This window comes from Helicobacter sp. 11S03491-1 (genome assembly GCF_002272835.1).
Taxonomy (GTDB): domain Bacteria; phylum Campylobacterota; class Campylobacteria; order Campylobacterales; family Helicobacteraceae; genus Helicobacter_J.
In genome coordinates, this window is sequence record NZ_MLAO01000005.1 from 37,000 (window position 1) to 61,385 (window position 24,386).

23 protein-coding genes are annotated in these 24,386 nt (G+C 33.1%); 6 read left to right on the top strand and 17 right to left on the bottom strand.

Annotated features, from left to right (window positions below; all coding sequences use genetic code 11):
- Window positions 1–6 precede the first annotated feature (6 nt).
- The 13 genes from nuoH to nikR form a co-directional block, all read right to left on the bottom strand.
- Window positions 7–996, bottom strand: a complete 990-nt coding sequence (nuoH, locus tag BKH45_RS04450; RefSeq protein ID WP_095274276.1) for an NADH-quinone oxidoreductase subunit NuoH — start codon at window positions 994–996, stop codon at window positions 7–9.
- The gene (locus BKH45_RS04455) at window positions 993–3,410 is read right to left on the bottom strand and encodes an NADH-quinone oxidoreductase subunit G (protein ID WP_095274277.1); all 2,418 of its coding nucleotides are present in this window, start codon (window positions 3,408–3,410) and stop codon (window positions 993–995) included. The genes nuoH and BKH45_RS04455 overlap by 4 nt, the downstream gene beginning before the upstream one ends.
- Entirely contained in the window at window positions 3,403–5,658 is a 2,256-nt protein-coding gene (locus BKH45_RS04460) for a 2Fe-2S iron-sulfur cluster-binding protein (RefSeq protein WP_180675629.1), read from the bottom strand. Before BKH45_RS04460 ends, BKH45_RS04455 begins: the two co-directional genes overlap by 8 nt.
- Window positions 5,658–7,583: an FAD-dependent oxidoreductase gene (locus BKH45_RS04465; protein WP_095274279.1), complete on the bottom strand. Its 1,926-nt coding sequence runs from the start codon at window positions 7,581–7,583 to the stop codon at window positions 5,658–5,660. The genes BKH45_RS04460 and BKH45_RS04465 overlap by 1 nt, the downstream gene beginning before the upstream one ends.
- 3 nt (window positions 7,584–7,586) lie before the next feature.
- Window positions 7,587–7,817: an NADH-ubiquinone oxidoreductase subunit E family protein gene (locus tag BKH45_RS04470; RefSeq protein WP_095274280.1), complete on the bottom strand. Its 231-nt coding sequence runs from the start codon at window positions 7,815–7,817 to the stop codon at window positions 7,587–7,589.
- Window positions 7,814–9,043, bottom strand: coding sequence for an NADH dehydrogenase (quinone) subunit D (gene nuoD, locus BKH45_RS04475; RefSeq protein WP_095274281.1), 1,230 nt, complete (start codon window positions 9,041–9,043; stop codon window positions 7,814–7,816). The genes BKH45_RS04470 and nuoD overlap by 4 nt, the downstream gene beginning before the upstream one ends.
- Window positions 9,043–9,840, bottom strand: a complete 798-nt coding sequence (locus tag BKH45_RS04480; protein WP_095274282.1) for an NADH-quinone oxidoreductase subunit C — start codon at window positions 9,838–9,840, stop codon at window positions 9,043–9,045. Before BKH45_RS04480 ends, nuoD begins: the two co-directional genes overlap by 1 nt.
- A gap of 9 nt (window positions 9,841–9,849) precedes the next feature.
- The gene (locus tag BKH45_RS04485) at window positions 9,850–10,359 is read right to left on the bottom strand and encodes an NADH-quinone oxidoreductase subunit B (protein ID WP_095274283.1); all 510 of its coding nucleotides are present in this window, start codon (window positions 10,357–10,359) and stop codon (window positions 9,850–9,852) included.
- Entirely contained in the window at window positions 10,341–10,730 is a 390-nt protein-coding gene (locus BKH45_RS04490) for an NAD(P)H-quinone oxidoreductase subunit 3 (RefSeq protein WP_095274284.1), read from the bottom strand. The genes BKH45_RS04485 and BKH45_RS04490 overlap by 19 nt, the downstream gene beginning before the upstream one ends.
- Before the next feature lie 165 nt (window positions 10,731–10,895).
- Window positions 10,896–11,684, bottom strand: a complete 789-nt coding sequence (hisJ, locus tag BKH45_RS04495) for a histidinol-phosphatase HisJ (RefSeq protein ID WP_095274285.1) — start codon at window positions 11,682–11,684, stop codon at window positions 10,896–10,898.
- Entirely contained in the window at window positions 11,681–12,019 is a 339-nt protein-coding gene (rsfS, locus tag BKH45_RS04500; RefSeq protein ID WP_095274409.1) for a ribosome silencing factor, read from the bottom strand. The genes hisJ and rsfS overlap by 4 nt, the downstream gene beginning before the upstream one ends.
- A 14-nt stretch (window positions 12,020–12,033) precedes the next feature.
- Window positions 12,034–12,603: a nicotinate (nicotinamide) nucleotide adenylyltransferase gene (gene nadD, locus BKH45_RS04505; RefSeq protein ID WP_095274286.1), complete on the bottom strand. Its 570-nt coding sequence runs from the start codon at window positions 12,601–12,603 to the stop codon at window positions 12,034–12,036.
- A gap of 4 nt (window positions 12,604–12,607) precedes the next feature.
- Window positions 12,608–13,054 carry a nickel-responsive transcriptional regulator NikR gene (nikR, locus tag BKH45_RS04510; RefSeq protein WP_095274287.1) on the bottom strand — a complete coding sequence of 149 codons (447 nt, stop codon included), beginning with the start codon at window positions 13,052–13,054 and terminating at the stop codon, window positions 12,608–12,610.
- A 922-nt stretch (window positions 13,055–13,976) separates the two neighbouring features.
- Between nikR and exbB the strand changes: the two genes are divergently transcribed.
- From exbB to BKH45_RS04525, 3 genes are read left to right on the top strand one after another with little or no spacing between them, the layout of a single operon-like run.
- Window positions 13,977–14,399 carry a TonB-system energizer ExbB gene (gene exbB / locus BKH45_RS04515; protein WP_095274410.1) on the top strand — a complete coding sequence of 141 codons (423 nt, stop codon included), beginning with the start codon at window positions 13,977–13,979 and terminating at the stop codon, window positions 14,397–14,399.
- Window positions 14,396–14,776, top strand: coding sequence for a TonB system transport protein ExbD (gene exbD / locus BKH45_RS04520; protein WP_095274288.1), 381 nt, complete (start codon window positions 14,396–14,398; stop codon window positions 14,774–14,776). Before exbB ends, exbD begins: the two co-directional genes overlap by 4 nt.
- Complete coding sequence (locus BKH45_RS04525; RefSeq protein ID WP_095274289.1) at window positions 14,742–15,422, top strand: energy transducer TonB; 681 nt, start codon at window positions 14,742–14,744, stop codon at window positions 15,420–15,422. The genes exbD and BKH45_RS04525 overlap by 35 nt, the downstream gene beginning before the upstream one ends.
- Window positions 15,423–16,210: 788 nt before the next feature.
- On the opposite strand, the gene BKH45_RS04530 is transcribed toward BKH45_RS04525, so the two are convergent.
- The 4 genes from BKH45_RS04530 to BKH45_RS04545 are packed head-to-tail and all read right to left on the bottom strand — an operon-like array spanning window position 16,211 to window position 19,911.
- Entirely contained in the window at window positions 16,211–17,137 is a 927-nt protein-coding gene (locus tag BKH45_RS04530; protein ID WP_095274290.1) for an LPP20 family lipoprotein, read from the bottom strand.
- Between the two features lie 3 nt (window positions 17,138–17,140).
- Window positions 17,141–17,755 carry a penicillin-binding protein activator LpoB gene (gene lpoB / locus BKH45_RS04535; RefSeq protein ID WP_095274291.1) on the bottom strand — a complete coding sequence of 205 codons (615 nt, stop codon included), beginning with the start codon at window positions 17,753–17,755 and terminating at the stop codon, window positions 17,141–17,143.
- The gene (locus BKH45_RS04540) at window positions 17,752–19,212 is read right to left on the bottom strand and encodes a hypothetical protein (RefSeq protein ID WP_095274292.1); all 1,461 of its coding nucleotides are present in this window, start codon (window positions 19,210–19,212) and stop codon (window positions 17,752–17,754) included. Before BKH45_RS04540 ends, lpoB begins: the two co-directional genes overlap by 4 nt.
- 45 nt (window positions 19,213–19,257) lie before the next feature.
- Entirely contained in the window at window positions 19,258–19,911 is a 654-nt protein-coding gene (locus BKH45_RS04545; RefSeq protein ID WP_095274293.1) for a GntR family transcriptional regulator, read from the bottom strand.
- A gap of 194 nt (window positions 19,912–20,105) precedes the next feature.
- Between BKH45_RS04545 and BKH45_RS04550 the strand changes: the two genes are divergently transcribed.
- The 3 genes from BKH45_RS04550 to tcuB all read left to right on the top strand — a co-directional run bounded on the left by BKH45_RS04550 (window position 20,106) and on the right by tcuB (window position 24,028).
- Window positions 20,106–21,398: an MFS transporter gene (locus BKH45_RS04550; protein ID WP_095274294.1), complete on the top strand. Its 1,293-nt coding sequence runs from the start codon at window positions 20,106–20,108 to the stop codon at window positions 21,396–21,398.
- A 117-nt stretch (window positions 21,399–21,515) separates the two neighbouring features.
- A complete protein-coding gene (tcuA, locus tag BKH45_RS04555) occupies window positions 21,516–22,922 on the top strand; it encodes an FAD-dependent tricarballylate dehydrogenase TcuA (RefSeq protein WP_095274295.1) in 1,407 nt (468 codons plus the stop codon).
- Window positions 22,922–24,028: a tricarballylate utilization 4Fe-4S protein TcuB gene (gene tcuB / locus BKH45_RS04560; RefSeq protein ID WP_095274296.1), complete on the top strand. Its 1,107-nt coding sequence runs from the start codon at window positions 22,922–22,924 to the stop codon at window positions 24,026–24,028. The genes tcuA and tcuB overlap by 1 nt, the downstream gene beginning before the upstream one ends.
- The last annotated feature ends 358 nt before the right edge of the window (window positions 24,029–24,386 follow it).

Consider the following 24,386-nt stretch of genomic DNA (forward strand, 5'->3'; position numbering starts at 1 on the left):
TTTTCCTTAAAGTAATATCACAATGCTTGTAATGAGGATATTTATTAGTGCTAGAGGCATCATGATTTTCCAGCACATGCGCATTAACTGATCGGGTCTGACATGTGGAAAAGTTGCTCTAGCCCACATAGCCAAAAATACAAAAAAACAAACTTTTAAAATAATAGCAACCCCTCCGGGAATAAACCATAAGGGATTATACCCACCAAAAAAGATAAGAGATATTACAAAACAAAAACCAAAGAGATGGGCATATTCAGCTAAAAAAAACATTCCCCATTTGAGACCACTATATTCAGTAACATAGCCTGCAACAATTTCAGCTTCATGTTCAAGAAGATCAAAGGGTGTTCTGTTGAGTTCGGCATAACTAGCTATTAAAAATAAAACAAAAGCCAGAGGTTGTTTGAAAACTAACCAATTTAAAACTCCTCCTGATTGATAATGATTGATTTGAACTAAAGATAGAGAACCCACGATCATCAAGGGGGCTAAAATAGTCAATGTGCTTACAACTTCAAAACTTAAAAGTTGAATAGCTGCCCTTGCAGCACCAAGAAGAGAGTATTTGCTTCCTGAAGATAGACCCGCAAGCAGTGGGGCATAAATACCTACTGATCCTGCAGCCAAGAAAAACAATAAAGCTACATTTATATCTGAAATAATGGGATGAACTTCATAGCCAAAGATAGTGAAATCACCAAAAAAAGGAATGACTGCCATAGGAATAAGGGCGCTCATCATGGCAATAATTGGAGCAATACTAAAAATAAATTTATTAGCATTTTGAGGTAAGACATCTTCTTTGGTAAAGAGTTTGATACCATCAGCAAGAAGCTGCAAAATTCCATAAGGTCCTACATAACTGGGACCTAGTCTGCGTTGAAAAAAAGCCAATACTTTTCTTTCTATATAGGTAGCAAATCCACCCAAAAATGAGAATACAGCTACAACAATTAAAATTTTAATCAATGTTTCGATGATAAATGCACTCATCTATGTTCCTTCATTACTAAATTTTCAAAAATATTATGCTTAAAAATTCCATTTTTATCCAGACATGGAGAAACCACAAAGATATCTTGTTGTAAATCATAGTCAATATAAATTTTTCCATTAAGATAAAGATTATCTTTTTGTAACAAGATTTCATCTCCTTCATGGAGATTGAGTGTTTCAAGATTGGTTTTGGAAGTATAAATACCAATTTTTGTTTGTAGATTTTCACTCGCTGCAGTTGTGGATGAAAATTGGGTTTGAGGATATTTGAGGTAAGCATTGAACGTTTTTGGGGTAAGGGCTTCTATGGGGTTTATCTCAAGACCGGGGAGCGAATTTAATAAAGGAGTCAGCCGGTAGCCTCTTTTGTCTTCTCCCCCGCTAGTATAAGAATTTTGTAAGTATTCATAAGAAATATTCAAATAGCCTTTATTTTCAGGGAGCAAATGTGTATAGTCAATAAGGCTTTCACCCTCAAAGCCAAAACTTTGGGCAATATCACTTAAATCATATCCTTGGTAGGGAAGTGCAGGTTTTAGAGGTAATAATTTGTATTCAAAGTTTGTGAAGGTGGCTTCAAGCTGGTTGTGTGCAGGAAGAATAAAATCTACTTTTTGTTTGGGCAATCTTTGAGCGTTGGTTTTATCTGAATCAATGCAATAACTTCCATTTGCACGGATACCTACTACTCCTTCATTTTCTCTTGTGTCTTCTTGGAGTGTGCAAATCAAAGAAATACCTACTGAGTTGGTATGAGGAGGAATAAGCATAATTTTAAGATTTGTTTGCTCTTGCAGATATGCGAGCAAACAAGCAATATTTTTTGCTTGTTTGTGTTGATAAATATCTTGTCCTACTAATAAGATGGGGGATAAAGAAGCTTGGAGCATTTTTTTCAGATTGTCCCATTTTTCATAATCAACACCTATTTGTTCAAGCAATTCATAGTATGGTAATTGTGTCGTTTCTTCAATTTTTTCAATAATTTCTCCAGATGTTTCCTCGCCTTCTTGAGGGATGGTTTTTTTAACTTCTTTAGTTTGAGTTTTGAAAATTATTTTTTTACTTGCTTGGATTTGTGATAGAGTATTTTGTGGGTTGAGATCATAAGCCAAAAGGATTGCTCCCAGCATGATCTCATCGCACTGAGGCATATATTGAATAGAGAGGATATTTCTTCCTAGTCTTTCTATGAGATTATCTTTGATGGGGTGTGCATAGATTAAGGAAGTATTTTTATTGAGTTTAAGCGCATTGTTGATAGCATATCTTAAAAGAGGATTTTCAGTTTTGATACTTGAACCTAAAGTAATAATGAGATCGGAAGTTTTAATATCCAAGAGACTACAAATGTTTTTTTGAGCCAAAATATTTGAAAATATTTGAAAATTTCTTGTTTCTTCGCAATAAAGTTTAAAGCCTAATTTTTGACGCAAACCTTCAATGATATAAGCTTCTTCATTGGTAATATCTCCTCCAATACGAACTGCTTTTGCCTCTTGTAGCGCTTTTATTGCTTGAGCGATATTTTTACTTCCTTGTATGCTTGAGCTAATATCAAATCCGAATCTTCCTGCACCGCAAATTGGATTATGATTGAAATTATTGCTAATGCGATAAATTTTTTGTTTTTCACCTTCTATATCTTGATGTCTGATTTCATAATTGAGGTAACATCCTGCTGCACAATGTTGGCATGTCGAGCTTATTTTTTGCAATTCCCATGCATTTGCTTTGTAGCTAAAGTCTTTATAACCCAATGCCCCTACAGGACACACAGAAATGCATTCCCCACAATCAAAACAAGGGTTTTCACCAATGAAACCAATCAAGGCTTTTTGTTTTCTACTCCATACAGTATAAGGATCTTTGGGCATGCTATCTTTAAAACTATCAGGGGCACTTAATTCTGTTTTAATAGCTTTTAAATTGGTTTCTCCTATATTGTCTTTGCAGGTAGTAACGCAACGTTCACACATGATACAAAGATTAGGATCATATTGAGTTTGTGCCCATGCGGAGCCTATTTTATCATTATCTTGAACGCTAAAAGGCTGTATATCTACTTGTGTTCTCAAAGTCATATCTTGTAATTCACACTCGCCACTTTTATCGCATACCCCACATTCCAGCGGATGATTGACATTATAAGTTTGCATGATTGCTTTTCTCTCAGCAAGTATTTCAGGGGTTTGAGTTAGGACAATAGAGCCATTTTTAGCTTTTGTATTGCAAGTATAAACACGCTTGCCATCAACTTCTGCCATACACATTTTACATGCAACTGTAGGAGAACATCCTGTGAGATAACAAATAGCAGGGATATAAATATTATTTTTTCTAGCAATCTCAAGGATACTCTCGCCTTCTTGATATTGTAATTTTATATTATCTATAGTTATTTCAGGCATTTTCACTCCAACCTTTAAGGGTGATTTTTTCGTAAGGATATTTTTCATTAAAAACAAAATATTTACCGCTTTGCAAAATCGCTACCATTCCCTTCAGATAATCTTGTTCAATAAATTCACAAATAAACTCTTTGTTCCCAAACATGCAAGAAATTTTTTGATTTGAAGAAATTTTGTTGGCTATTCCAAACTGCTTAGATCCTAGAATTTTGGGCATATCAAACCCTAAAAAATTTCCTGAATATTTAGGTATATATAAAATAGAACCATTAGATTCAGGAAGAAAATCAATCTTGTGTAATGATATTTCTTTGGAGATAAAAGGTTTGGTTTGAAGAGAATAGCCTCTGTGTTCAGCGCCATTTTGGTCAAAGTAATTTTTTAGATCATCATAGAAAATAGGTCTAAAACCTTTTTCCGGAGGTAATTTATGTGTGAATTCAATAAGAGAGGTTTCCGGCATCCCAAAATTTTGAGCGATATCACAAATATCATAACCTTCATAAGGCAAAGATGGGTTAACAGGCAGTAATTGATAGTCTATATTCACAATACTGCCTTCTAGTTGAAGCATCGAAGGAAGAGTGAAATCAGATTTTAAAATGAAATCTTGATTTTGTTCATAAATAATATCTTCAATGGCTTCATTTAAGACAAATTCACCTTGAGTTTTATACCCTATCACACCTTTATTTTCACAAGTGTCTTCATCAAGATTGCAGATAAGAGAAATCCCTATAGCATTCCCTGAGGGTGAAAGAACAATGATTTTTATAGGAGTATATTTTTCAATAAGTCCTAACATATAGGCAATTTGTTGGGAGTGTTGATGATAAAATAATTCATAGCCTATAAATAAAACAGGATTTTTAGATTGTTTAAAAATTTCTCTTAAATTTTCAAGCTCTTCTTCTGCGATATTAGATTCTGAACTTAAATAACCTATATCAAGATTATCAATAAAATTTTTTATTTCTTCCGGCAATTGTATGCCTTGAAGAAAACTTGCCAGCATTAATGCTGTAACCCCTAATTCAGTTTGGACTTCATATTGGATATAAGTATGTTTTTGGAGTCGTTCATCAGGGATAGGATGGAGACAAATATATCGTGTATTTTGTTTGGTTATTGTTTGGATAATCTGACTTTTAAGCACGGGGATTTCATCAAAAATAAAACTTGCCAAACTCATACAGACATCACTTTCTTTAAGCACATCTTTTGTCTTATGAAGAGGAGATTTTGAAGTAGATTTGAGTATGGAAATAAAATTTTGATAACCCCTTGCTTCTTCGCAATAGAGTTTAAGATGTAATTTATCTTTAAGATAAGCAAGCACATAGGCTTCCTCATTGCTAATTTGTGTGCTAATTCTAATGGCTTGCGCATTTTGAAATGCTTCAACAGCTTTGTGCAATTGAGATTCATCTTTTTTGCAAATAGGAGCATTGACAAAGTTATGTCTTCCTGAATGACATAATTGAGCGAAATCCATCTGTGTTGTGCTCCTATAAACTTTTTTGTTTTTATTTAAATGGGTATTTTGTTGCGTATTTTTTCCTTCATAGACAATATAACACCCCATGGCACAATTAAGACAAGCACTTGGAGTTTTTTCAAGTTCCCATGCATTGGAATTATATTGAAATCTTTGGGAGATCATCGCTCCTGTTGGGCATACACTGACACACTCATCACAATCTTCACAATAATGATTTTCATGAATACTAATTTTTGAATTATACCCTCCGGAGACTACTTTTAAATAATTATTCCCTACGATTTGGTTACAAGCCCTTGCACAACGTTCGCACATGATACATAAACTTTCATCATAGATTTTGTTTTTAAAAACAAGAAAATCATCATTACGTTGAAGCGCTCCAAAGGTTTGAAAGGGTATTTTTGTTTCCAAGACTTTGTCTTGTAATTCGCACTCACCACTTTTATCGCATACCCCGCATTCTAATGGATGGTTAATACATAAGAATTTCATAATTTCTTGACGATATTTTTGTAGTTTTTGAGTATTGGTATAAACTCGAATCCCTTGTGTAGCCGGACTCTTGCAAGAAGCAATAATATTGCCATTGTCTTCTTCTACAATACACATCCGACATGCCCCTACAGGGATAAGTTTGGGTAAATGGCAAAGAGTGGGGATATAGATATTGTTTTTTCTGGCGACTTCAAGAATACTTTGTCCTGCATCGAAGGAAAGTTTTTGATCATTGATATAGAGTTCCATTATATCACCGCCATTGCAATATAATAACATCGCATACATCGTTGAGCTTCAAGTAGGGCATCTTGATTGGAGAGTCCATGATTGACTTCAATAAAGCTATGTTTTCTTTCTTGAGGAGTTGCTTTTTGGCTTTGAAATCGTTTTAATCCTTTATTCCAACCGCTAATGGAATCTTTTTGATTGAATACACCAATTTCATGGAGATAATCTTCCATTTTTTCTTCATCATTGAGTGTGATAATTCCATTTTCCAAATAACGCTTGATGACACTTGCTACACGCCTTCCTTGCCCAACGGCATTGACAATAGTAAGGGGACCGCTTACGCAATCCCCGCAACCAAAAACTCCTTTTTTATTTGTATCAAAAGTACCTGCACGTGTTTGAAGAGTTCCCCATTTGTTAAGCTCTATTCCCCATTCTTTGGGAAGATAAGAAAAATCAGGGATTTGTGAAACTGCAGGGATTAAAATATCACATTGGAATTCCAAGGGAGCTTCATTGATTTTAATCAATTCACCCCTAGGAGAAGAGGGGGTTTTTTTGAGTTCAAATTTAGCTACTTTAATAGCAGTAATCTTACCCTCTTTGGTAATAATTTTTTCAATGGCACAAAGAAAATTAAATTCCACTCCTTCTTCCAGGCTTTCTTTATATTCTTCTTCGGAAGTGTTTTTTATAATCATAGCCTCATCTCTGCGATAAAGCATTCTGACAGATTTTGCTCCCAATCTTATCGCGCATCTTACAACGTCCATGGAAGTGAATCCTCCACCAACACACACAATATCTTTACCCTTAATATTTGGTAATTCTCCGATGTTGAATTTTTGAGCAAGGTTTATTGCATCCATAAATTCAATAGCGGGGATATATCCCTCCAGTGAGGGATTTTCATCGGGTATGCCAAGTTTTTTTGAAATACGCGCGCCTGTTGCTAAAACAATGGCTTGGTGAGAAGTTTCAAGTTTTAGCATTGATTGTGTATCCATAGGGGTTGAGGTATGAAATCTAACTCCAAGATTTTTAAGCATATCTATATCATGATTGTAGTGATTAATAGGCATTCGATAATCCGGAACTCCTAGGGCTACTTCTCCTCCCAAAACAGGAAGCGCTTCATAAACATCTACTTCAATACCTTCCAGAGCTAAATAATAAGCTGTGCTAATTCCTCCCGGACCTGCGCCGATAACAGCTACTTGTGTTTTTGATTTTTGAGTATTGGGAATTTTTGGATGTTGATAAGGTAAGCCCATATCATATTCATAATCTGCACCAATTCGTTTGAGTTCCATGATACTGATAGGTTCATCAAGAATCAATCGCCGACAAGCATTTTCACAAGGATGTGGGCATACTCTCCCGCACACTTGAGCTAGTGGCATAGAGCCTCTTGTGGCACTTAAAGAATCGCCAAATAACAAATCCCTAACACCCTCAATATACCCGGGAATATTGACATGAGAAGGACAGGCATCTGTACAAGGAGCGGTAATTTTAGAAATATAATGTTGATTTTTTTGAGTTTTTTTTGGATTTAAAAAAACTTCTTTTTGCGAGTGTAAAATTTGTAAAATTGGCTTAGGAGTAGTTTTTCCAATCTCACACTTGCTTGCACTCATCATTAATCTACACACTTCTTCCAGATGTTGGATATCTTCATTGGGGTTTTGTGAATGACTCTGAATTTTATCTAGTAATTCATAAAGGATTTTTCCCCCATATTTTCCGGGAGTACATCTTCCGCACGCTTCTGCATAACATTGGTATTGTAAGGCATAGTTTTTAAGCAAATCCAAAATATCTGTATTCTCATCAAACACAACTACCCCATCCCAACCTATAAATGCCTTTAGTTTATTGGCATCAAGACTATTAGGAAAATCTTGAGTAGGGATGGAATAAGGGATAAAAGGATACATAACTTAACTCCCTTTTTTAACTACCAATGTCCAATCAACTTGATTGAACCGGATGGAATTCATAAGCTCATCTCCACGATTTTTGATAAAATCTGCACTTTTTTGGACATTTTCAAAATTACCTAATTCAAAAATAAAAATCCCTACTTCTTCATTTTGTAATTCCTCATCAATCAATTCTCCAAGTCGTTTGTAAAAATCATCTTTTAAATTTCTCAAATCAAATCGTTTCATCTATCCACCTCTCCAAAAACCGCATTGGTTGATCCAATGATTGTAATGACATCAGGAAGATAATGCCCAATAAGCAAATCTTCTAAAAGTCCTATATGATAAAAACTTGGAGTTTTAATTTTGACACGATGAGGGTAGGGGTTTCCTTGTGAATTGATGAAAAATCCAAGCTCTCCTTTGGGGGATTCTGTCGGGGCATAAACTTCGCCCTTAGGGGGTCTCATTCCTTGAGTTACAAGGACAAAATGTTGCATAAGCGCATAATTTTGTGTCATAATATCTTCTTTGGGAGAAGAGATATAATCAGGAGCTTTTGCCATGAGATTAGAATCTGTTTGAGGATACATTTTAATGAGTTGTTCCAGAATTTTAATAGATTCTCTTATTTCTAGCATATAAAGACGATATCTGCCATAACAATCTCCACTATCAGTGATAGGAATATCAAAATCTAATTCATTATAGAGCTCATAAGGCTCTTCTTTGCGAATGTCATAGGCAATGCCCGCAGATCGTAGCATAATCCCACTTAATCCCCATGATTTAGCCATTTCTTGGGAGATTTTACCAACATTTTCAAGCCTTGCTCTCCAAATACGATTTTTATCAAGCAAGCCTTCAATAAGAAGGATACTTTCTTGTGTTTGGCGAATAAAATTTTTGAGATTTTCACACCAGTGAAGAGGTAAGTCAAGAGGAACACCACCAATACGGATAGCATTATGTGTTAATCTTGCCCCACAATAATCTTCCATTAAATCCAGACCATATTCTCGTGTTTTGAAACAATACAAAAACATAGAAAGTGCGCCCACATCCATAGCGTGTACAGCGACAAACATCAAATGAGAAATGATACGATTAAGTTCTAAAAGCATTGTTCGAATTACTTGTGCCCTACGAGGAATTGTTATATCAAGAAGAGTTTCTACGCCATATGCAAAAGCATAATTATTGCTTGTGGCAGAAGTATAATCAAGCCTATCTGTAGTTGGCATGAATTCATTATAAATCATATTTTCGGCAAGCTTTTCAATGCCTCGATGCAAATAACCAATATCAGGGGTTGCTTTGATGACTTTTTCACCATCAAGCTCTAAAATTAATCTTAGTTGCCCATGAGAAGAGGGATGTTGTGGTCCCAGATTAATAATCATTTTTTGATCATCTTGCTCAAAAATAATATTTTCAAATTGGGGTGTGAGTTTGGTATAGTTTTGTGTCATTACAATCTCTCTTTCAATACTTTAGATAATGAAGGATCCAGATTTTTTACAAATAAAGCTTTTTGGGATTTTTGTTTTTCTAAGACAGGTGGGGTTTGCCCTCCTTTTTCTATTTCATGTCCAATCCTGGCAAAATTGAAAGTATCTTTCTCATCAACCCTAGCACTATCTCTTTGCTCAGGTCCTATGATAGAGCGGTATTGTTTGCCAAAAATTTTATCTACTTCATACCATGAGGCACTCTCATCTCCTTTTAGAGGATAGGATTTAAGTAGAGGATGCCCGACCCAATCTTGAGGCATTAGAATTCTTCTTAAGTGAGGGTGGTGTTCAAAAATAATTCCTAACATATCGTATGTTTCTCTTTCACTCCATAAGGCGCATCTAAATTCTCCGCTAATAGATTCTATACTTTCATTAGGGGTTAAAATACATTTAATTCGAATACGTCTTTTATCAGTATTATTTGAATGGGTAGATAAAAATTGATAAAACATTTCAAATTGTCCTTTTAATTCGAGCATATCAATTGCACTCATTTCGCTTAATATTTCATACCCTAATGATTTAACTATCTTAACGATAGGGAGTAAATCTGATTTTTCTATCCAAAATACTGCTGTGCCTAACTCTATATAAGATTCATAAATTTTATGTTCATAACTCAAGTGATTAAAAATCACTTCATAAGGCGTACCAATAATTGAGTGTTTGAATATTTCTTTGGGGCGATAGAATTTATCTGTATGGTAAGCTTTTTTTTGAATATCCAGTCCGGTTTTATTTTGTCTAACCATAGATTATCCTTATACTAATCGTTTTGGAGGAGTTTTTTTAAATGCTTTTTGTTTGCGAATTTTTTTTTGCAACACCATCAGGGCATATTGAAGTGTCTCCGGGCGTGGAGCACACCCCGGAAGATAAATATCTACAGGGATAATCCTATCGACTCCTTGAACAGTTGCATAGGTATTAAACATGCCTCCTGTATTTGCACAACTTCCCATTGAGATAACCCATTTGGGTTCAGGCATTTGATCATAGAGCCTTCTGGTAAATTCTGCATGTTTTTTAGTTACTGTCCCGGCAATAATCATCACATCTGATTGTCTGGGGGAAGCGCGAAAAATTGTCCCAAATCTGTCAAAATCAAATCTTGAACCTCCTGCTGCCATCATCTCAATCGCACAACATGCAAGTCCATAAGTTAATGGCCACAATGAGTTGCTTCTACCCCAATTTAATAGGCTATCTATTGTCGTAAGAGCAATGGGAATTCCGGAATTTTTCAAATAATTTACTTCATGTCGTGCCATGATAGGGCTCCTCTTTTCCAAGCATAAATAAAACCGATACTTAAAAATATAATAAAACTAAGCATTTCAATAAAACCAAACATACCTAATGCCTTAAAATCCACTGCCCAAGGGAACATAAAGATAACTTCTACATCAAAAAGAATAAATAGCATTGCCATAATATAAAATTGATGTGAGATTTTATTTTGTTGTTTGAGGGGTAGGGGACCGCATTCATAGGGAGCCAGTTTAAGCTTTTCATTTTTTTTATCAGCCAGTTTTCTACTGATAAAACGTTGGATTCTTAAGGTTGTATTGAAGGCTAAAAAAGTAAAAATAAGTAAAATAAAGACTCCAAAGTATGGATGGAGGAGCATAGGATTTTCCATTTGTTATTCCTAAAAATTGAAAGTTTGTTTGTTGGTGGAATTGTATTCTTAAAATGATTAAAAATAAACCAAGATATTGTCTAATGAACTAAAAAATAATTGTCAGTGTTACAAATATAAACAAAAAATTATCTTAATATTTTACTATTTATTTAAAATAGCCTATCACAGGGCGGTAAAATGCGGGATTTTATTTCTAAAAAATACAGCATTCTTATAACCGGATTTTTTTGCTATAGACACACATTGTTGGTAACCAAAACCTACTTGTTCCACTGAATGTGCATCGCTACCAAAGGTGATAGGGATTTCAAGATTTTTTGCTAAGCTTATAATTTGATCGGAAGGATATTGTTCTTTAACGGGTTTTGCCAAACCTGCTCCGTTGATTTCAAGTGCCATTTGATTGTCTCTGATAGCCTCAAGAGCTTTTTGTATATATGGGAATACTGAGGGCTGTGGATGATTTCCAAAAATTTTTAACAAATCAAAATGTCCTACAATCTGAAAAAGTTTGCTTTGTGCCATTTTTGTAATTGCATCTAAATAAAGTTTCCAACACTCTTGCATATCTCTTTTGGCGTATTCCCCCATAAATTCAGGGTTATCAAAACCCCATTGGTCTAAAAAATGTACTGAACCAATCAAATAATCTGTTTTAGATTCCAGAACACTTTTTTCAATCAGATTTTCTCTTCCGGAGATAAAATCTACTTCCAGACCAAGCAAAATTTCAATTTTATCTTGATATTTTTGTTTTACTTTTTGGATTGTTTGACAATATTGATTTAATGTTTCGAGTTTCATTCTATATTGAGTATCAAACTTCATAGGAGCATGACAAGAAAATCCATAAATATCAATCCCCAAATCAATTGCTTTTAGGATGTATTCATCTACAGATCCGGAGGCATGATTGCAAAGTGTTGTGTGGTTGTGAAGATCGATTCTCATATTTGTAGTGATTTTTGTTCATTTATTTGGGTAAGAAATTCTTCTAAATTGAATTTTTTACGATGATTTTGAGTAAAAATATGTATCATCACATCACCCAAATCAGCTATTAACCAATCCTCGCTTTCTTCATCAGTGCTATAAAATACTTCACCTAAGGGCTTAAGTTCAGTTTTTAGCATGTCTAATAAAGCATAGGCATGTTTGCCTGCCATTGCAGTGGCTATTATGACACATTCGACAATATAATCTTTGCCTTTAAGGTCAAATGTTGCTATATCTTCGGCTTTTTTTTCATCAAGCAAACTAATAATTTTTTGTGTTTTTTGTTTCATGTCTTGAATAGGTATCAATAAAACTCCTTGTATGATTGTAATACTTCAGCTCTTATTTCATCGGGCAAATCTTCCGGTAACTCGTTGAGAGAAAGTTTTTGGCGGATTTGTGTTGATGAAATTTTATACCTCAAATAAGGTAATGAAAGTTTATAGAGATTTTGATTTTCATCATTTTGATTATACCCTTCTCGTTCAATCAATACAAACTCTACGAGATTTTTTAATTCATTATAACGATGCCATTTGGGCAAAGAGATAAGATTGTCTTCTCCTAAAATAAAAAAAATTTTTTTGGGATGAAAATGATTTTGGATATTCAAAACACTTTCAATGCTTGGAATAGGTTTTTTTTGGAGGATTTCTATATCGCTTACTTCTACTTTGGCAAGATTTTTATTTAATTGTTTCATCCATTCATAGCGTTTATTTGCTTCGAATAAACAAGGTTTTTTAAAGGGATTTTGGTAAGCCACGATAACAATTAAACGATCGATTTCAAGATTTTCAAGGGCGGTTTGAATGATTTGAAGATGTGCAATATGAGGAGGATCAAAGCTTCCACCATAGATGGCAAGTTTCATTTGGCTATTCATCTTTATTAAAACTTGAAGTTTTAGTAAGTTTGGCAAATTTAACGCCCTTAAGTCCTCCAACTTCAAGACTTAGTTTTTGGATTTCAATAGGAGTGCCTCTCAGGATAATCGTTTCCAGACAATTGTGAGAATCAATATGGATATGCGTATTACATAAAATCGTTGTATGGCTGTTGTGTTGGACATCTATCATTCTTTGGTTAAGCTCTCTTTGATGGTGATCATAAACGATAACAAGCACAGCAATGCTATTTTGATCATAATTATCTGATGTTTGCATGTCCCAACTTTCTTCAACAAGCTTTTCTCGAATCATATCTCGCACAAGCTCAGAACGCGAAGAATACCCATTTTTTATGATGCGATTATCCAGTTCATCCAGAAGGTTTTGTTGGAGTGATACTGAAAATCTTATGGTAAAATCTTGATCTTTTTGCATAGTCTTTGGTCTTTTAAAAATTTTTACTAATTATGATTTTATCAAAGTTTCTTTAAGAATCTCTAAAAATATATGTTTTTAAAAAAATACTTACGCAAAATAAGGTTTTATAAGATAGTTAATGAATTTCAAATCTTCATAAGATAACAAGAAATCAGATTATCAATTTGATTTCTTGTTATCTTTATTTATTTTACGAGAAAGAATAGATTATTGAATTGGCAAAAAATAATTTTTAGGAAGATTGAAAATTGGGGAATAAGAATTTTTATTTTAAAAATAAATAAATTATACAATTATAAAGAGATTTGGAGGTTTCAAAATTTTATTTTGATTTAAAATCCGGCATTTAGAGCTTAACTGATAATATTTCTATCGGATAAAATATTCTTAATTAGAAGTAATTATTTATGATAAAAATATTATATTACCTAATAAATCTATTACCGAGATTTTTGTAAATTATGGATCCGGATATATCCTTATCCTTAAATATAAAGTTTCAAATAAAACTATAGCTTTAAAATATCCTTAAAATTATCCCACTAATTTCAAGTTAAAGTTTTATAACAATAATACAAAAAATAGGTTGCTACATATAAAAAATAAGCTTAATAGTAATAATTTATTAATAACTAAATAATTGAAATTTTTATTTTTAATATATTTTAATTCATATTTATTTTTATTTTTTTAAAATTTGAAAATATATTCAAAAAAATATCTTTAATTATAATATAGATTACTTCATATTTATTTTTATTTTAAGGTATTTAAATATATTTTATTTAATTATTTTTCAAAATCTATATAAATCTATAGATAAATTTGGTTTAAAAATATTTTTTATTAATATTGACAATTATTCTTAAAGTGGTAGAATACCGTATAAAATTTAGTACAGGAGTCTAGATAAATGATAATGGAATTTCTTAAGCAACATATTGATCACATCATTTTTGCGATACTTGGTTTGATGAGTTTTTTAGTAGTTTGGTTTACAATAGAGCGTGTTTTATTTTATCGGCGTTTTGATCCGAGTAAATATGAAGATGAAAATTTTGCAGAAGAAGATTTAACCAAAAATCTTACAACACTTTATATTATTTATTCGAATGCGCCTTATATAGGACTTTTGGGAACAGTAGTCGGGATTATGATTACATTTTATGAGATGGGAATGAGCGGAGGAATGGATGTCAAAACAATTATGATTGGTTTATCATTGGCGCTTAAGGCAACAGCAGCAGGGTTGGTTGTAGCTATCCCTACTTTAATGATTTATAATGCTTTGTTGCGTAAGGCAGATGTATTTATTAATCGCTATAAGGCGGCAAAAAAATGAAAATTAAAAGAGGCGAGGGATTAAACATTGTTCCTTTTATTGACATTATGCTTGTTTTATTGGCGATTGTTTTGAGTGTATCTACTTTTATTGCACAAGGTAAAATAGCTATTGATTTGCCGGAGGCTGATTCTGCACAAAAACAAAACAATGATAAAAAAGTTTCTATCATTGTTGATGCCAATAATGTAATTTATGTAGATGACAAGCCTCAAACTCTGGAAGAACTTAAAACTATGATTAATAATACTGATTCCAAAACTCTTATTGAGCTTAAAAGTGATAAAGACTCTAAATTTGAGACATTTGTCAAAATTATTGATTTGCTCAAGGAAAAAAATCATGAAAATTTTGCCATATCTACAAAAACAAATTAAATCTCCTAATAAAGTTGGGTTTTTTATATCCGCGGTCATCCATTTAGGCGTGCTTGCTTTTATTTTCGTAACTTTTAAAAGCACGCAGTTAAAACAAAATGGAGAAAATAGAGTTACAATGAGTTTGGCAAGCATCAATACTTCGGCTGTGCAAAAAAAACACTCTACCACTGCCCCCAAACCAAAACCCAAACCTAAGCCCAAACCTAAACCCAAACCTAAAAAAACTAAACCAATAGAAGAAAAACAGCCTACACCTCAAGAAGAGATTACCGAAGTTCCTGATACTAAAGATGATGAAAAAGAAGATACTTCAAATACCACTTCAGAAGGAGCTCAAGCCGAATCAATGGCTTATAATGAAGGGGTAAGTGATGAATTTTTGGCAAAAATTCAAACAGCTATCAGCAAAAAAAATAAATACCCTAGGATAGCTAGAATTAGAGGTTTAGAAGGAGAAGTTTTAGTTGAATTTATTTTAAATATGGATGGGAAGCTTGAAGGATTAAAAATTATTCAAAGCACCGCAGGTCAAATCCTCAATGATAGTGCTTTAAAGGCAGTTGTGGCTGCTTCCAAAGATTTTCCTCTGCCCAAACAAAGAGTAAGGATTAAAATACCTATCGCTTATACATTGCGTTCATAAATGTGCGCATCCTTTGATTTTTTATTTTTCATTTCTTTTAATTGAAAAATAAATTATTAAGGGCTGAAATATAATTTTTTATGCTTAGATAAGGTGTTAAAAATCACCCCGGTTTTTAAAATATTTTTGCTGTAACATCTTGATCTTTACCGGTGTATAAACCCATAACTAAAGAAGAGGTGAGATGGGAAAAATATTTAATATTAGATAATTTTCAATAAGTTTCTTTATTTTTTACTTAAGTTTTAAAAAAACTAGGGATAAAGAAATAAGAGTAGCTTAGTATAGTGTTTATATCATCATAAGATTTGATTTTTTCATATTCATCTTTTTAAATTTTGATTAAATAAAGGGGCTTTGAAATTCAAGTCAATAGCGTGGCGCTTTATTCTAATCCTTGCGCCTAAAAACAAATTAAAAATTGCTACAAGCTTTTATTATTAAGTATTTTCGTAATAACTCACATAGTTTTTGTGCATAATGAATATATCCCTAGCTCTATTTTCAAAAATATCCTCACATCTGTTTTGCCGGATGCCTGAGAAAAAGATTGCCTTTCCCCTATTTCTCATAGAAGTTAGGTCTTAGTAATAAAATTAATGGTAAATATAGAAAATACTTAAAGAATAAATAGTTAAGTTAATAAAATATATATTGATATAGATATTATTATTGTAGCAAGATTATGAGAGGCAAGTGATGCAAAAAAGAATTGGCAAAATGTATCAGATAAAAGACTCTGGAAACGAATTTATCAATATGATTGCTAAAGGAGATTTTAGATAATGCTAATAGATTCCGGGGATTGCATTTTCTTGGTCATTCGCATAATCTTGAAGTTTTTTATAAAGCAAAACTTTTAGACGATTGAGTGCATCTTCTTTGTTGTTTTGGATAGCATGTATATTGATATAAAAAATAGTCTTGTCTTGACAATCTCTAAAATCAGCCAATAACGAGATTTCTATTTTATTTTCTTGCGTTTTGATGAAGACTTGGTTGTAGATTGTATGGGTATTATTTTCATGGGTATTTTTAATAAATTTTGCATATTCTCCATTGAGTATGGCGACACTTTGGGCATCACTTTGAGGAGAAAAGATGATACGGGCTTTTGCCAAAGGAGTGTTTTGCTTAAAAATATCCTCATATCTTTGAAGAGATTGAATTTGGATAAGAGGATTGAGCACCTTTATGCTCTGAGACAGGGAAGTAAGTTCATTTATAAGAGACTCTAGGGTATTCTTGTCTTTGAGGGAAATAGAGCTACATTTTTGAGGATCCAAGGAGGGGAGCTTGGCATAAAGAGCCTTGTATTTATTTTGCAAAGTTTGACTAAGGGTACTTTTGGATATTTTAATTTGAGCATAATACTGTTTATTTTTATATTCACTATGGACTAAAATAACATTTTCAAGTTCTATGGTATCTAAAGATAAATGAATATTTTGAGATACTTGCGTGTTTTGATTATCATTATCCTGAGTATTGGTGATAGAAGTATCAGAACTGATTTTGATTTTGATTTTAGAGGCGAGATCATTGAGGGCACTTTTTTTGGATTCTTCAAGAGTTTTGGCATTTCCATTGCCATAAAGGTAAGTCTTATCCTTAGGAATGTCCAAAAACCATTGAGGAGGGGTAGAGACTTGAGTAGCGCTGAAACAACCACTCAAAAACAAAACCCCACACAAAAAGACTATGTTTTTTCCCATGAGCTACCAAGCTACTGATTTGTTTTTGCCTAATTTGATGATATTGACTTCATCATCCCAAACCACAAGCCCTGTTTTAATATCTGTGAGAGAAAGGAGAAAATAATAATCTATACGTTGCTTAGAGCCAATTTTAGTATTTTTTTGGATAATTTTTCCGGACAAAGAAAGCTCAGGAGCTATCAAAGTGCCTTTTTCTTGGACGCTGTATTGATTAAACTCACTATTGTTTCTAGTTTCTCTAGCTTGTTGTATCATTTTATCTGTGCTTCCTCCACTTCCGGAAATTGCCATAGTCAGAATAAACTTCCCACTATTTCTCATATCACGAGTTATCTTTCGTGTCAATTCCTCTGTGCTGAAGTTTTGCATAGTGTCATTGACAACATCAGAAATAGCTAAAACTTTTGGTTTTTTCTCTGTGGCAAGATTTTTGACATACTGACTTTGAAGTAAGGATTGCACACTTTGAGTTGCAGCTGTTTGAATATCATGAAGATCTAAAGAAGTGCTTGTGTATTCTTTGGAATTTTTTGAGTCAATATATTTGACGTTATTAGCACATCCTGATAGAACGAAAATTCCCAAAATAATCATCATTATTAACTTAGAATTCATTGTTTTTCTCCAATAAGTAATTTATATATTATATTATTTTTTGTGGTTCTTAGATAGATAAGATTATTTGTATTTTTGCAAATTTTATCGCTTTGGGTTTTATTTTTTATCTTGTTAGGCTGAGTAATATCTGACTTAGCCGAAGCATTTGGACAATTTGCAAACTCAAATTCGAAGATATTTTTTCCATCAGCTTGGAGAGTAATTTTGTCTTCATTTTCGTGATTTTGCATTCTGCTTAGCCAAATTTTATGGGGAAAGACTGTGGTGATTCTCGTATCTGCTGCCGTTGTAGCCACAGAAAATATCGCCCCCATAATCCCTGCAATTGTCCCTAGATTTTCATTTAATAAAATTTGCATAAAGGTTTTATAAGCTGTTGAAATAATCGATCGAGTAAGAATGTAGGGAAGTTGTTTGGAAAATTCATTGGTGATGACTCCGTCAAAAAGTGAAATTTCTTCAAAGTCCGTAATTTTTGATGGAGACTTGAGATTAAAAGTATGATAAAAATCAACTCCTTCTATGATTTGAGGCAAAGCAATACCAAAATAATAGACTTTATCATTTAAAACCAAAGGAAGCTCAAGACTGAATTCTTCTTTGAACGCAGCTTTTCCATCTTCAATAATTACCCATGTGTATTTGTTTTGATCAACTTGATGGTCTTGAAATAAAATAATATCTTCGCCAACAAACTTAGAGTGATTAATCCCATAGGCTTGTTTGAGCAAATCAATCCCCTTACTATCTCCCTCCAAAGAAAAATAAAGTCCGGAAACATAAGATACAAGAGGATTGACGAAACCATCATAAGCTTGAAAGTTCTTTAAGTTAGAATATTTGGTGTTAAGAATATTATCTACTTGGCTTTGGGTTTTATTTCCGGAAAGAAATTTGGCATCTTTTTGCTTATCTTGTTCATTCTGAGCTTCAAGAGCTTTTTTGATTTCTTTTTGATAGTATTCTTTGGCGCGTCTTTGTCTGTCATTAGCACGATTAAATTCTACTCTGGCTAATGCGTTGTCTCCCATAAGCAAAGAATCTAATGCTTTATAATAGTTAATAAGCACCCCTTCATAAATATAGCCTTTATAACTTTTGACATTATCATTAATAAGTGTAGCCCCAATATTAGAGGTTGCAGATGAAAAAATCCCTGCTTCATAATTTTTATTCAGCGTGGCTTCTGCTTGGTTGAGGGTAGCTATAGATTCTTTATACTCGCCCACCATATAAGCGCTCACACCATTTTGGATTTCCCATAACAAATCATTTTTTTTAATAAATTTTTTTGAAAAAGCATAGGCTTTTTGTTGATTTTTTTCATAATAAAGCTTATCAAAAGTATTAAGATTTTTTTGATAACTTGTGCATCCGCCAATAAAAATCACACCACACAAGCATAAAATAAAAAATAAATGATCTCTTTTAATTTTTGATTGTATAAATTGCATAAAATCTCTTTTAATTTAAATTTTATAATTTAGACATAAAAATACTTAAAAATCAATTCTTTCGATTAAAAATCTATTTAGGCGTATTTTATAGGCTTCTTTGATGTGGATTTGTGCAAATTCTTTAGCCTTTTTTGAGTCTCTATTTTTGAGTGCATTGAGTATTTGGAGATGTTCTTGATGGGATTGAAGTTGTCTATCCGGATAGCTAAGCGTTGTTGTCCCTAGCAGTAATAGAGAATTTTCTATTTCCTGAATCGTTTTTAAAAGAAATTTATTGTGAGCACATTGATAAAGTGTGTTATGAAAAATTTTGTTATTTTTGATAATCTCTTCTAAAGTATTGAGTTGAGATTGTTTTGTAAGGATATTTTCTAAAATACCAATTTCTACATCAGAAGCATGTTGAGCAGCTAACCTTGCAGCAGCTCCCTCCAGGACTTCACGCATTTCATAGAGTTGGGCAATCATGCTTTGATCAAGTTCAGTAATGATAAGTCCTCTTTTTTGATCGTTGGTGATAAGCCCTTCATTGATTAATATGCTGATTGCTTCTCTTATGGGGGTCCTGCTTAATCCTGTATTTTTGACCAAATCATTTTCTTTAATACGAAAACCGGGAGGCATGGTTGCATTTTTGATAGATTCAATGATGTATTGATAAACCTGTTTTCCGGAATTGGTAGTATTTTGGCTCATTAATATCCTTGATTTTAATTAATATTCTTTTGTAATATATTTTTTTAGCTTGTTGATTCGTATTTTTGTAAAAATGTAAAAATATAACGATAGTAAAGGTGTATTTTTTTATTTTAAAGAATCCTTTAAGCTAAAACATATAAAAGTAATAAAGCTATTATACAAAAAACCAACGCAATAAATTAGGAGTTTTTATGAGTAAGTTTCAAAGCAAAGCTATCAAAGATGCAAAAGCAATTTTTCAAGTTTCAAGTGGCAATTTTTTGGAAATGTATGATTTTGCTGTTTATGGGTTTTATGCAAGTTTTATTGCTCAAGTATTTTTTCCCTCACATAGTGATTTTGCCTCCATTATGATGAGTTTCATGGCTTTTGGGGTAGGGTTTTTGATGCGTCCTATTGGTGCGATTGTTCTTGGGAGTTATATGGATAAGCATGGTCGCAGAAAAGGACTTTTAATTACACTTGGATTGATGGCAATTGGGACATTGAGTATTGCTGCATCTCCCGGATACGAACAAATTGGCATTTTTGCTCCTATTCTTATTGTATTTGGAAGACTTTTGCAAGGATTTAGCGCAGGCGCTGAGATTGGGGGAGCTAGCGTATATCTTGCAGAAATAGCGCCTAAAAATAAAAGAGGTTTTTATGTTTCTTGGCAAAGTGCTTCTCAGCAAGTTGCAACACTTGTGGCAGGTATTTTTGGAGTTGTTTTGCATTATTATTTAGGTGATTTAGTAGTCAGTTTATGGGGTTGGAGAATTCCTTTTATCTTTGGTTGTTTGGTTGTTCCTTTTTTATTTATTATCAGACGCACATTAGATGAAACACCTGAATTTAAGGCAAGAGCACATCAAGCTCCCAAAAAATTTGTAGCTATGCTTAAAAATATGATTGAAAATTGGCAAGTGGTAATTTTGGGAAGTTTATTTGTAATGATGACAACAGTTACTTTTTATTTTATCACCGCTTATACACCTACTTTTGCCAATAAGATATTACATCTTTCCAGGTTGGATAGTTTTATTGTAACCGCTATTGTAGGCTTAAGCAATCTTTTTTGGCTTCCTATTATGGGGGCTTTAAGTGATAAAATTGGACGTAAGCCTATATTGGTTGCAATTACAATATTAAATTTTGTGAGTGCCTATCCAATAATGTATTTTTTGGTTCACCATGTTAGTTTTGGCAATCTTGTGCTTGTAGAATTGTGGTTTAGTTTTATTTTTGGAAGTTACAATGGAGCAATGGTTGTAGGTCTTTCTGAAGTTATGCCTCCACAGGTAAGGGCATTAGGTTTTTCACTTTCTTATTCAATAGCTGTAGCTATTTTTGGAGGTTTTACCCCTGCAATTTCCACTTATCTTATCCATATTACAAACAATAATGCTATGCCGGGAATTTGGCTAAGTGTTGCAGCTTTGTGTAGCTTGTTCGCAACTTTGGTTTTATTTAAAAAAGGAGGGATACATCAAAGTAGAGCATAAATATTTAATTTTAAATGAATGTATTTTTTTGAATACAAAAGAATACATTAAGCTAAAAAAGACTAATCTTTAATCTGAAGTTTTAAGACAATATTGTTTTAGAATAAAGGATAGATAATGGAGGATTTTAGTTGCGATGTTTTGATAATAGGTGGGGGAAATGCTGCGCTTTGTGCTGCGCTTTGCGCAAGAGAAAATCATCAAAATGTGATTGTATTGGAGACTTCTCCAAAAGATTGGCGAGGGGGAAATTCTCAACATACCAGAAATCTTCGCTCAATGCATATTCAGCCTACAGATGTTTTGAGTGATAGTTATAGCGAGGATGAATTTTGGGAAGATGTTTGGCGTGTGAGTGGTGGAGAAACCAATGAAGAATATGCTCGTTTTGTAATTTCTCAAACTCCTCAAATTATTCAATGGGCAAAATCTCATGGTGTACGATTTCAACCTAGTCTTGGAGGGACTTTGCAGCTTGGAAGGACAAATGCTTTTTTCTTAGGTGGCGGGAAAGCATTATTAAATGCTTATTACAAAAGAGCAGAACAATTAGGTATTAAAATTTTTTATGAACATGAAGCCATAGATTTACATATTCAAGAAGATGAATGCAAATATATTTTAGTTAAAGACAAAATAGTTAATAAAGTCAGCCAATGGAGGGCAAAAACTTATATTGTGGCTTCCGGTGGATTTGAATCTAATCTTGATTGGCTCAAAGAGGCTTGGGGGCAAAAGGCAGATAATTTTCTCATCAGAGGCACTAAATATAATCAAGGGCTTATGCTGAAGGCTTTGATTAAAGAAGGGGCTAAAATTTTAGGAAGCCCTACACAAGGGCATATGGTTGCTATTGATGCGAGAGCCCCCAAATATGATGGAGGGATAGTATCTAGGGTAGATTGTGTGTCTTTGGGTATTGTTGTCAATAAAAATGCAAAAAGATTTTATGATGAAGGTGAGGATTTTTGGCCCAAAAGATATGCGATTTGGGGAAGATTAGTAGCCAATCAACCTGAAGAAATTGCTTATTCAATCACAGATTCCAAAGTGCTGGATAAATATATGCCCTCATTATTTCCTCCTATCATAGCAGAGAGTATCTCTGATTTGGCAAAAAAACTAAAATTAGATGAGATAATATTAAAGCAGACCTTAAATGATTATAATCAAAAAGTAGTTGCAGGAAATTTTAATCACACTATACTTGATGATTGCAAGACTAAAGGATTAGAGATTGAAAAGACTCATTGGGCACAAAAAATTGATACCCCGCCTTTTTATTGTTATCCGTTGCGACCGGGCATTACTTTTACATATTTGGGAGTAGGGGTAACAAAACAAGCAGAGGTTATCAAACAAAATGGAGAAGTTTGTAAAAATTTGTTTGCTGCCGGTGAAATTATGGCAGGGAACATATTATCCAAAGGTTATGTGGCTGGATTTGGAATGTCTATAGGATCGGTATTTGGAAGGATAGCCGGGATTAGTGCTGCAAATTTTAATACAAAAAGAGGATGGTAATGGAAGCAAATATTCAAAATGAACAAGAAATCTATGAACTTGCAAAACAATCTTGCACTATATGTAATTCTTGCAGGTACTGTGAGGGTTTTTGTGCTGTATTTCCGGCTATGGAGTCAAGAAGAGATTTTAAATATCAGGATATTGATTATTTGGCTAATTTATGTCATCAGTGCGGGGAATGTTTTTATGCCTGTCAATACGCCCCACCGCATGAATTTAATGTTAATATTCCTTCGCAATTTGGAGATATTCGGGCTATTACTTACGAAAAATTTGCTTTTGGTGCAAAATTTGGAAAATTTTTTAACAAAAATGGTTTTTTTGCTTCCTCTGTACTTATGCTATGTATTTTTGTTTTGTTCTTGCTTGTTTTTTATTGGAATCATTGGAATTTATCTAGGATTTCTTATAAGGGAAATTTTTATGAGGTATTGCCCTATGAAGTAATGGTAGGAGTTTTTAGCGTAGTGGGAATTCTTGTATTGGGATCTATAGCGATAGGATTTATGAATTTCTTCTCATCCTTGAAAGAAAAAGAAAAAATTAATTTAATTTGTGTGTTTCAAGGAATTTTCGATGCTTTATCTTTAAAATATTTAGGGGGATACCATCATGAAGGCTGCACATATTCACAAAATTCTCGATCCAATACCAGAAAATATTTTCATCATTTTGCTTTTTATGGATTTTTGTTTTGTTTTGTGGCAACTTGTTTGGGCGGATTTTATGATCACTTTTTGCACCAAAGTGCTCCTTATGCATTTTTAAGTGCTCCAAAATTATTTGGGACTTTTGGAGGTATTTTTCTTTGTATAGGCACTCTTGGACTTTTTGTATTAAAACTAAAAATGGACAAGAGATTGAAATCATTAAAATCTATGGGAATGGATTATGCCTTTATTTTTAGTCTTTTTATCGTGTCTTTAAGTGGGCTTTGTTTGATGTTATTAAGGAAAAATGATGGGGCGATGGTTTTTTTGGTTTTATTTCATTTAAGTGCGGTGTTGGCATTATTTTTGATAATGCCCTATGGTAAATTTATACATGGATTTTATCGTATAGCTGCGTTGATTAAATATGCTCTGGAAACAAAAAAATCTTGATCTTTTACGAAAGTTTAAGCCCGGATAATGTAATATAGTCTTGCTCCTTTTCAGACCTATGCAATGATAAATTAGGACAAAACTTCAGGGTGGGAACACAGCAGAGTAACTTGGTTTATGATGTGCCTTAGCCATCTGGGAAGGGGTTTGCATTAATGAATTATACTGCGTATATGCGTCTAACAAATGGTGTTGGTTGGCTTGAAATTCTAACAAAATACAAAATCATCTTTTACTCATCCTTGGATTATTCGGACAAAAATTTATAAAAACTAAAAACTAAATATAATTTTGATAGCCAACAATATTTGATAATGCTAGGAATTCTCAGCTAATCATTAGGTTAATAAAGATAAAA

Bases quoted from the DNA above. Each gene is read 5' to 3' on its own strand.
- exbD (WP_095274288.1), top strand. From the start codon at position 14,396: ATGAAAATTAAAAGAGGCGAGGGATTAAACATTGTTCCTTTTATTGAC.
- BKH45_RS04490 (WP_095274284.1), bottom strand. From the start codon at position 10,730: ATGGAAAATCCTATGCTCCTCCATCCATACTTTGGAGTCTTTATTTTA.
- BKH45_RS04465 (WP_095274279.1), bottom strand. From the start codon at position 7,583: ATGTATCCTTTTATCCCTTATTCCATCCCTACTCAAGATTTTCCTAAT.
- tcuB (WP_095274296.1), top strand. From the start codon at position 22,922: ATGGAAGCAAATATTCAAAATGAACAAGAAATCTATGAACTTGCAAAA.
- nikR (WP_095274287.1), bottom strand. From the start codon at position 13,054: ATGCAAAAAGATCAAGATTTTACCATAAGATTTTCAGTATCACTCCAA.
- hisJ (WP_095274285.1), bottom strand. From the start codon at position 11,684: ATGAGAATCGATCTTCACAACCACACAACACTTTGCAATCATGCCTCC.
- rsfS (WP_095274409.1), bottom strand. From the start codon at position 12,019: ATGAAACAAAAAACACAAAAAATTATTAGTTTGCTTGATGAAAAAAAA.
- BKH45_RS04460 (WP_180675629.1), bottom strand. From the start codon at position 5,658: ATGGAACTCTATATCAATGATCAAAAACTTTCCTTCGATGCAGGACAA.
- BKH45_RS04525 (WP_095274289.1), top strand. From the start codon at position 14,742: ATGAAAATTTTGCCATATCTACAAAAACAAATTAAATCTCCTAATAAA.
- nuoH (WP_095274276.1), bottom strand. From the start codon at position 996: ATGAGTGCATTTATCATCGAAACATTGATTAAAATTTTAATTGTTGTA.
- tcuA (WP_095274295.1), top strand. From the start codon at position 21,516: ATGGAGGATTTTAGTTGCGATGTTTTGATAATAGGTGGGGGAAATGCT.
- BKH45_RS04455 (WP_095274277.1), bottom strand. From the start codon at position 3,410: ATGCCTGAAATAACTATAGATAATATAAAATTACAATATCAAGAAGGC.
- BKH45_RS04480 (WP_095274282.1), bottom strand. From the start codon at position 9,840: ATGGTTAGACAAAATAAAACCGGACTGGATATTCAAAAAAAAGCTTAC.
- BKH45_RS04530 (WP_095274290.1), bottom strand. From the start codon at position 17,137: ATGGGAAAAAACATAGTCTTTTTGTGTGGGGTTTTGTTTTTGAGTGGT.
- exbB (WP_095274410.1), top strand. From the start codon at position 13,977: ATGGAATTTCTTAAGCAACATATTGATCACATCATTTTTGCGATACTT.
- BKH45_RS04545 (WP_095274293.1), bottom strand. From the start codon at position 19,911: ATGAGCCAAAATACTACCAATTCCGGAAAACAGGTTTATCAATACATC.
- BKH45_RS04550 (WP_095274294.1), top strand. From the start codon at position 20,106: ATGAGTAAGTTTCAAAGCAAAGCTATCAAAGATGCAAAAGCAATTTTT.
- nadD (WP_095274286.1), bottom strand. From the start codon at position 12,603: ATGAAACTTGCCATCTATGGTGGAAGCTTTGATCCTCCTCATATTGCA.
- BKH45_RS04470 (WP_095274280.1), bottom strand. From the start codon at position 7,817: ATGAAACGATTTGATTTGAGAAATTTAAAAGATGATTTTTACAAACGA.
- nuoD (WP_095274281.1), bottom strand. From the start codon at position 9,043: ATGACACAAAACTATACCAAACTCACACCCCAATTTGAAAATATTATT.
- BKH45_RS04485 (WP_095274283.1), bottom strand. From the start codon at position 10,359: ATGGCACGACATGAAGTAAATTATTTGAAAAATTCCGGAATTCCCATT.
- BKH45_RS04540 (WP_095274292.1), bottom strand. From the start codon at position 19,212: ATGCAATTTATACAATCAAAAATTAAAAGAGATCATTTATTTTTTATT.
- lpoB (WP_095274291.1), bottom strand. From the start codon at position 17,755: ATGAATTCTAAGTTAATAATGATGATTATTTTGGGAATTTTCGTTCTA.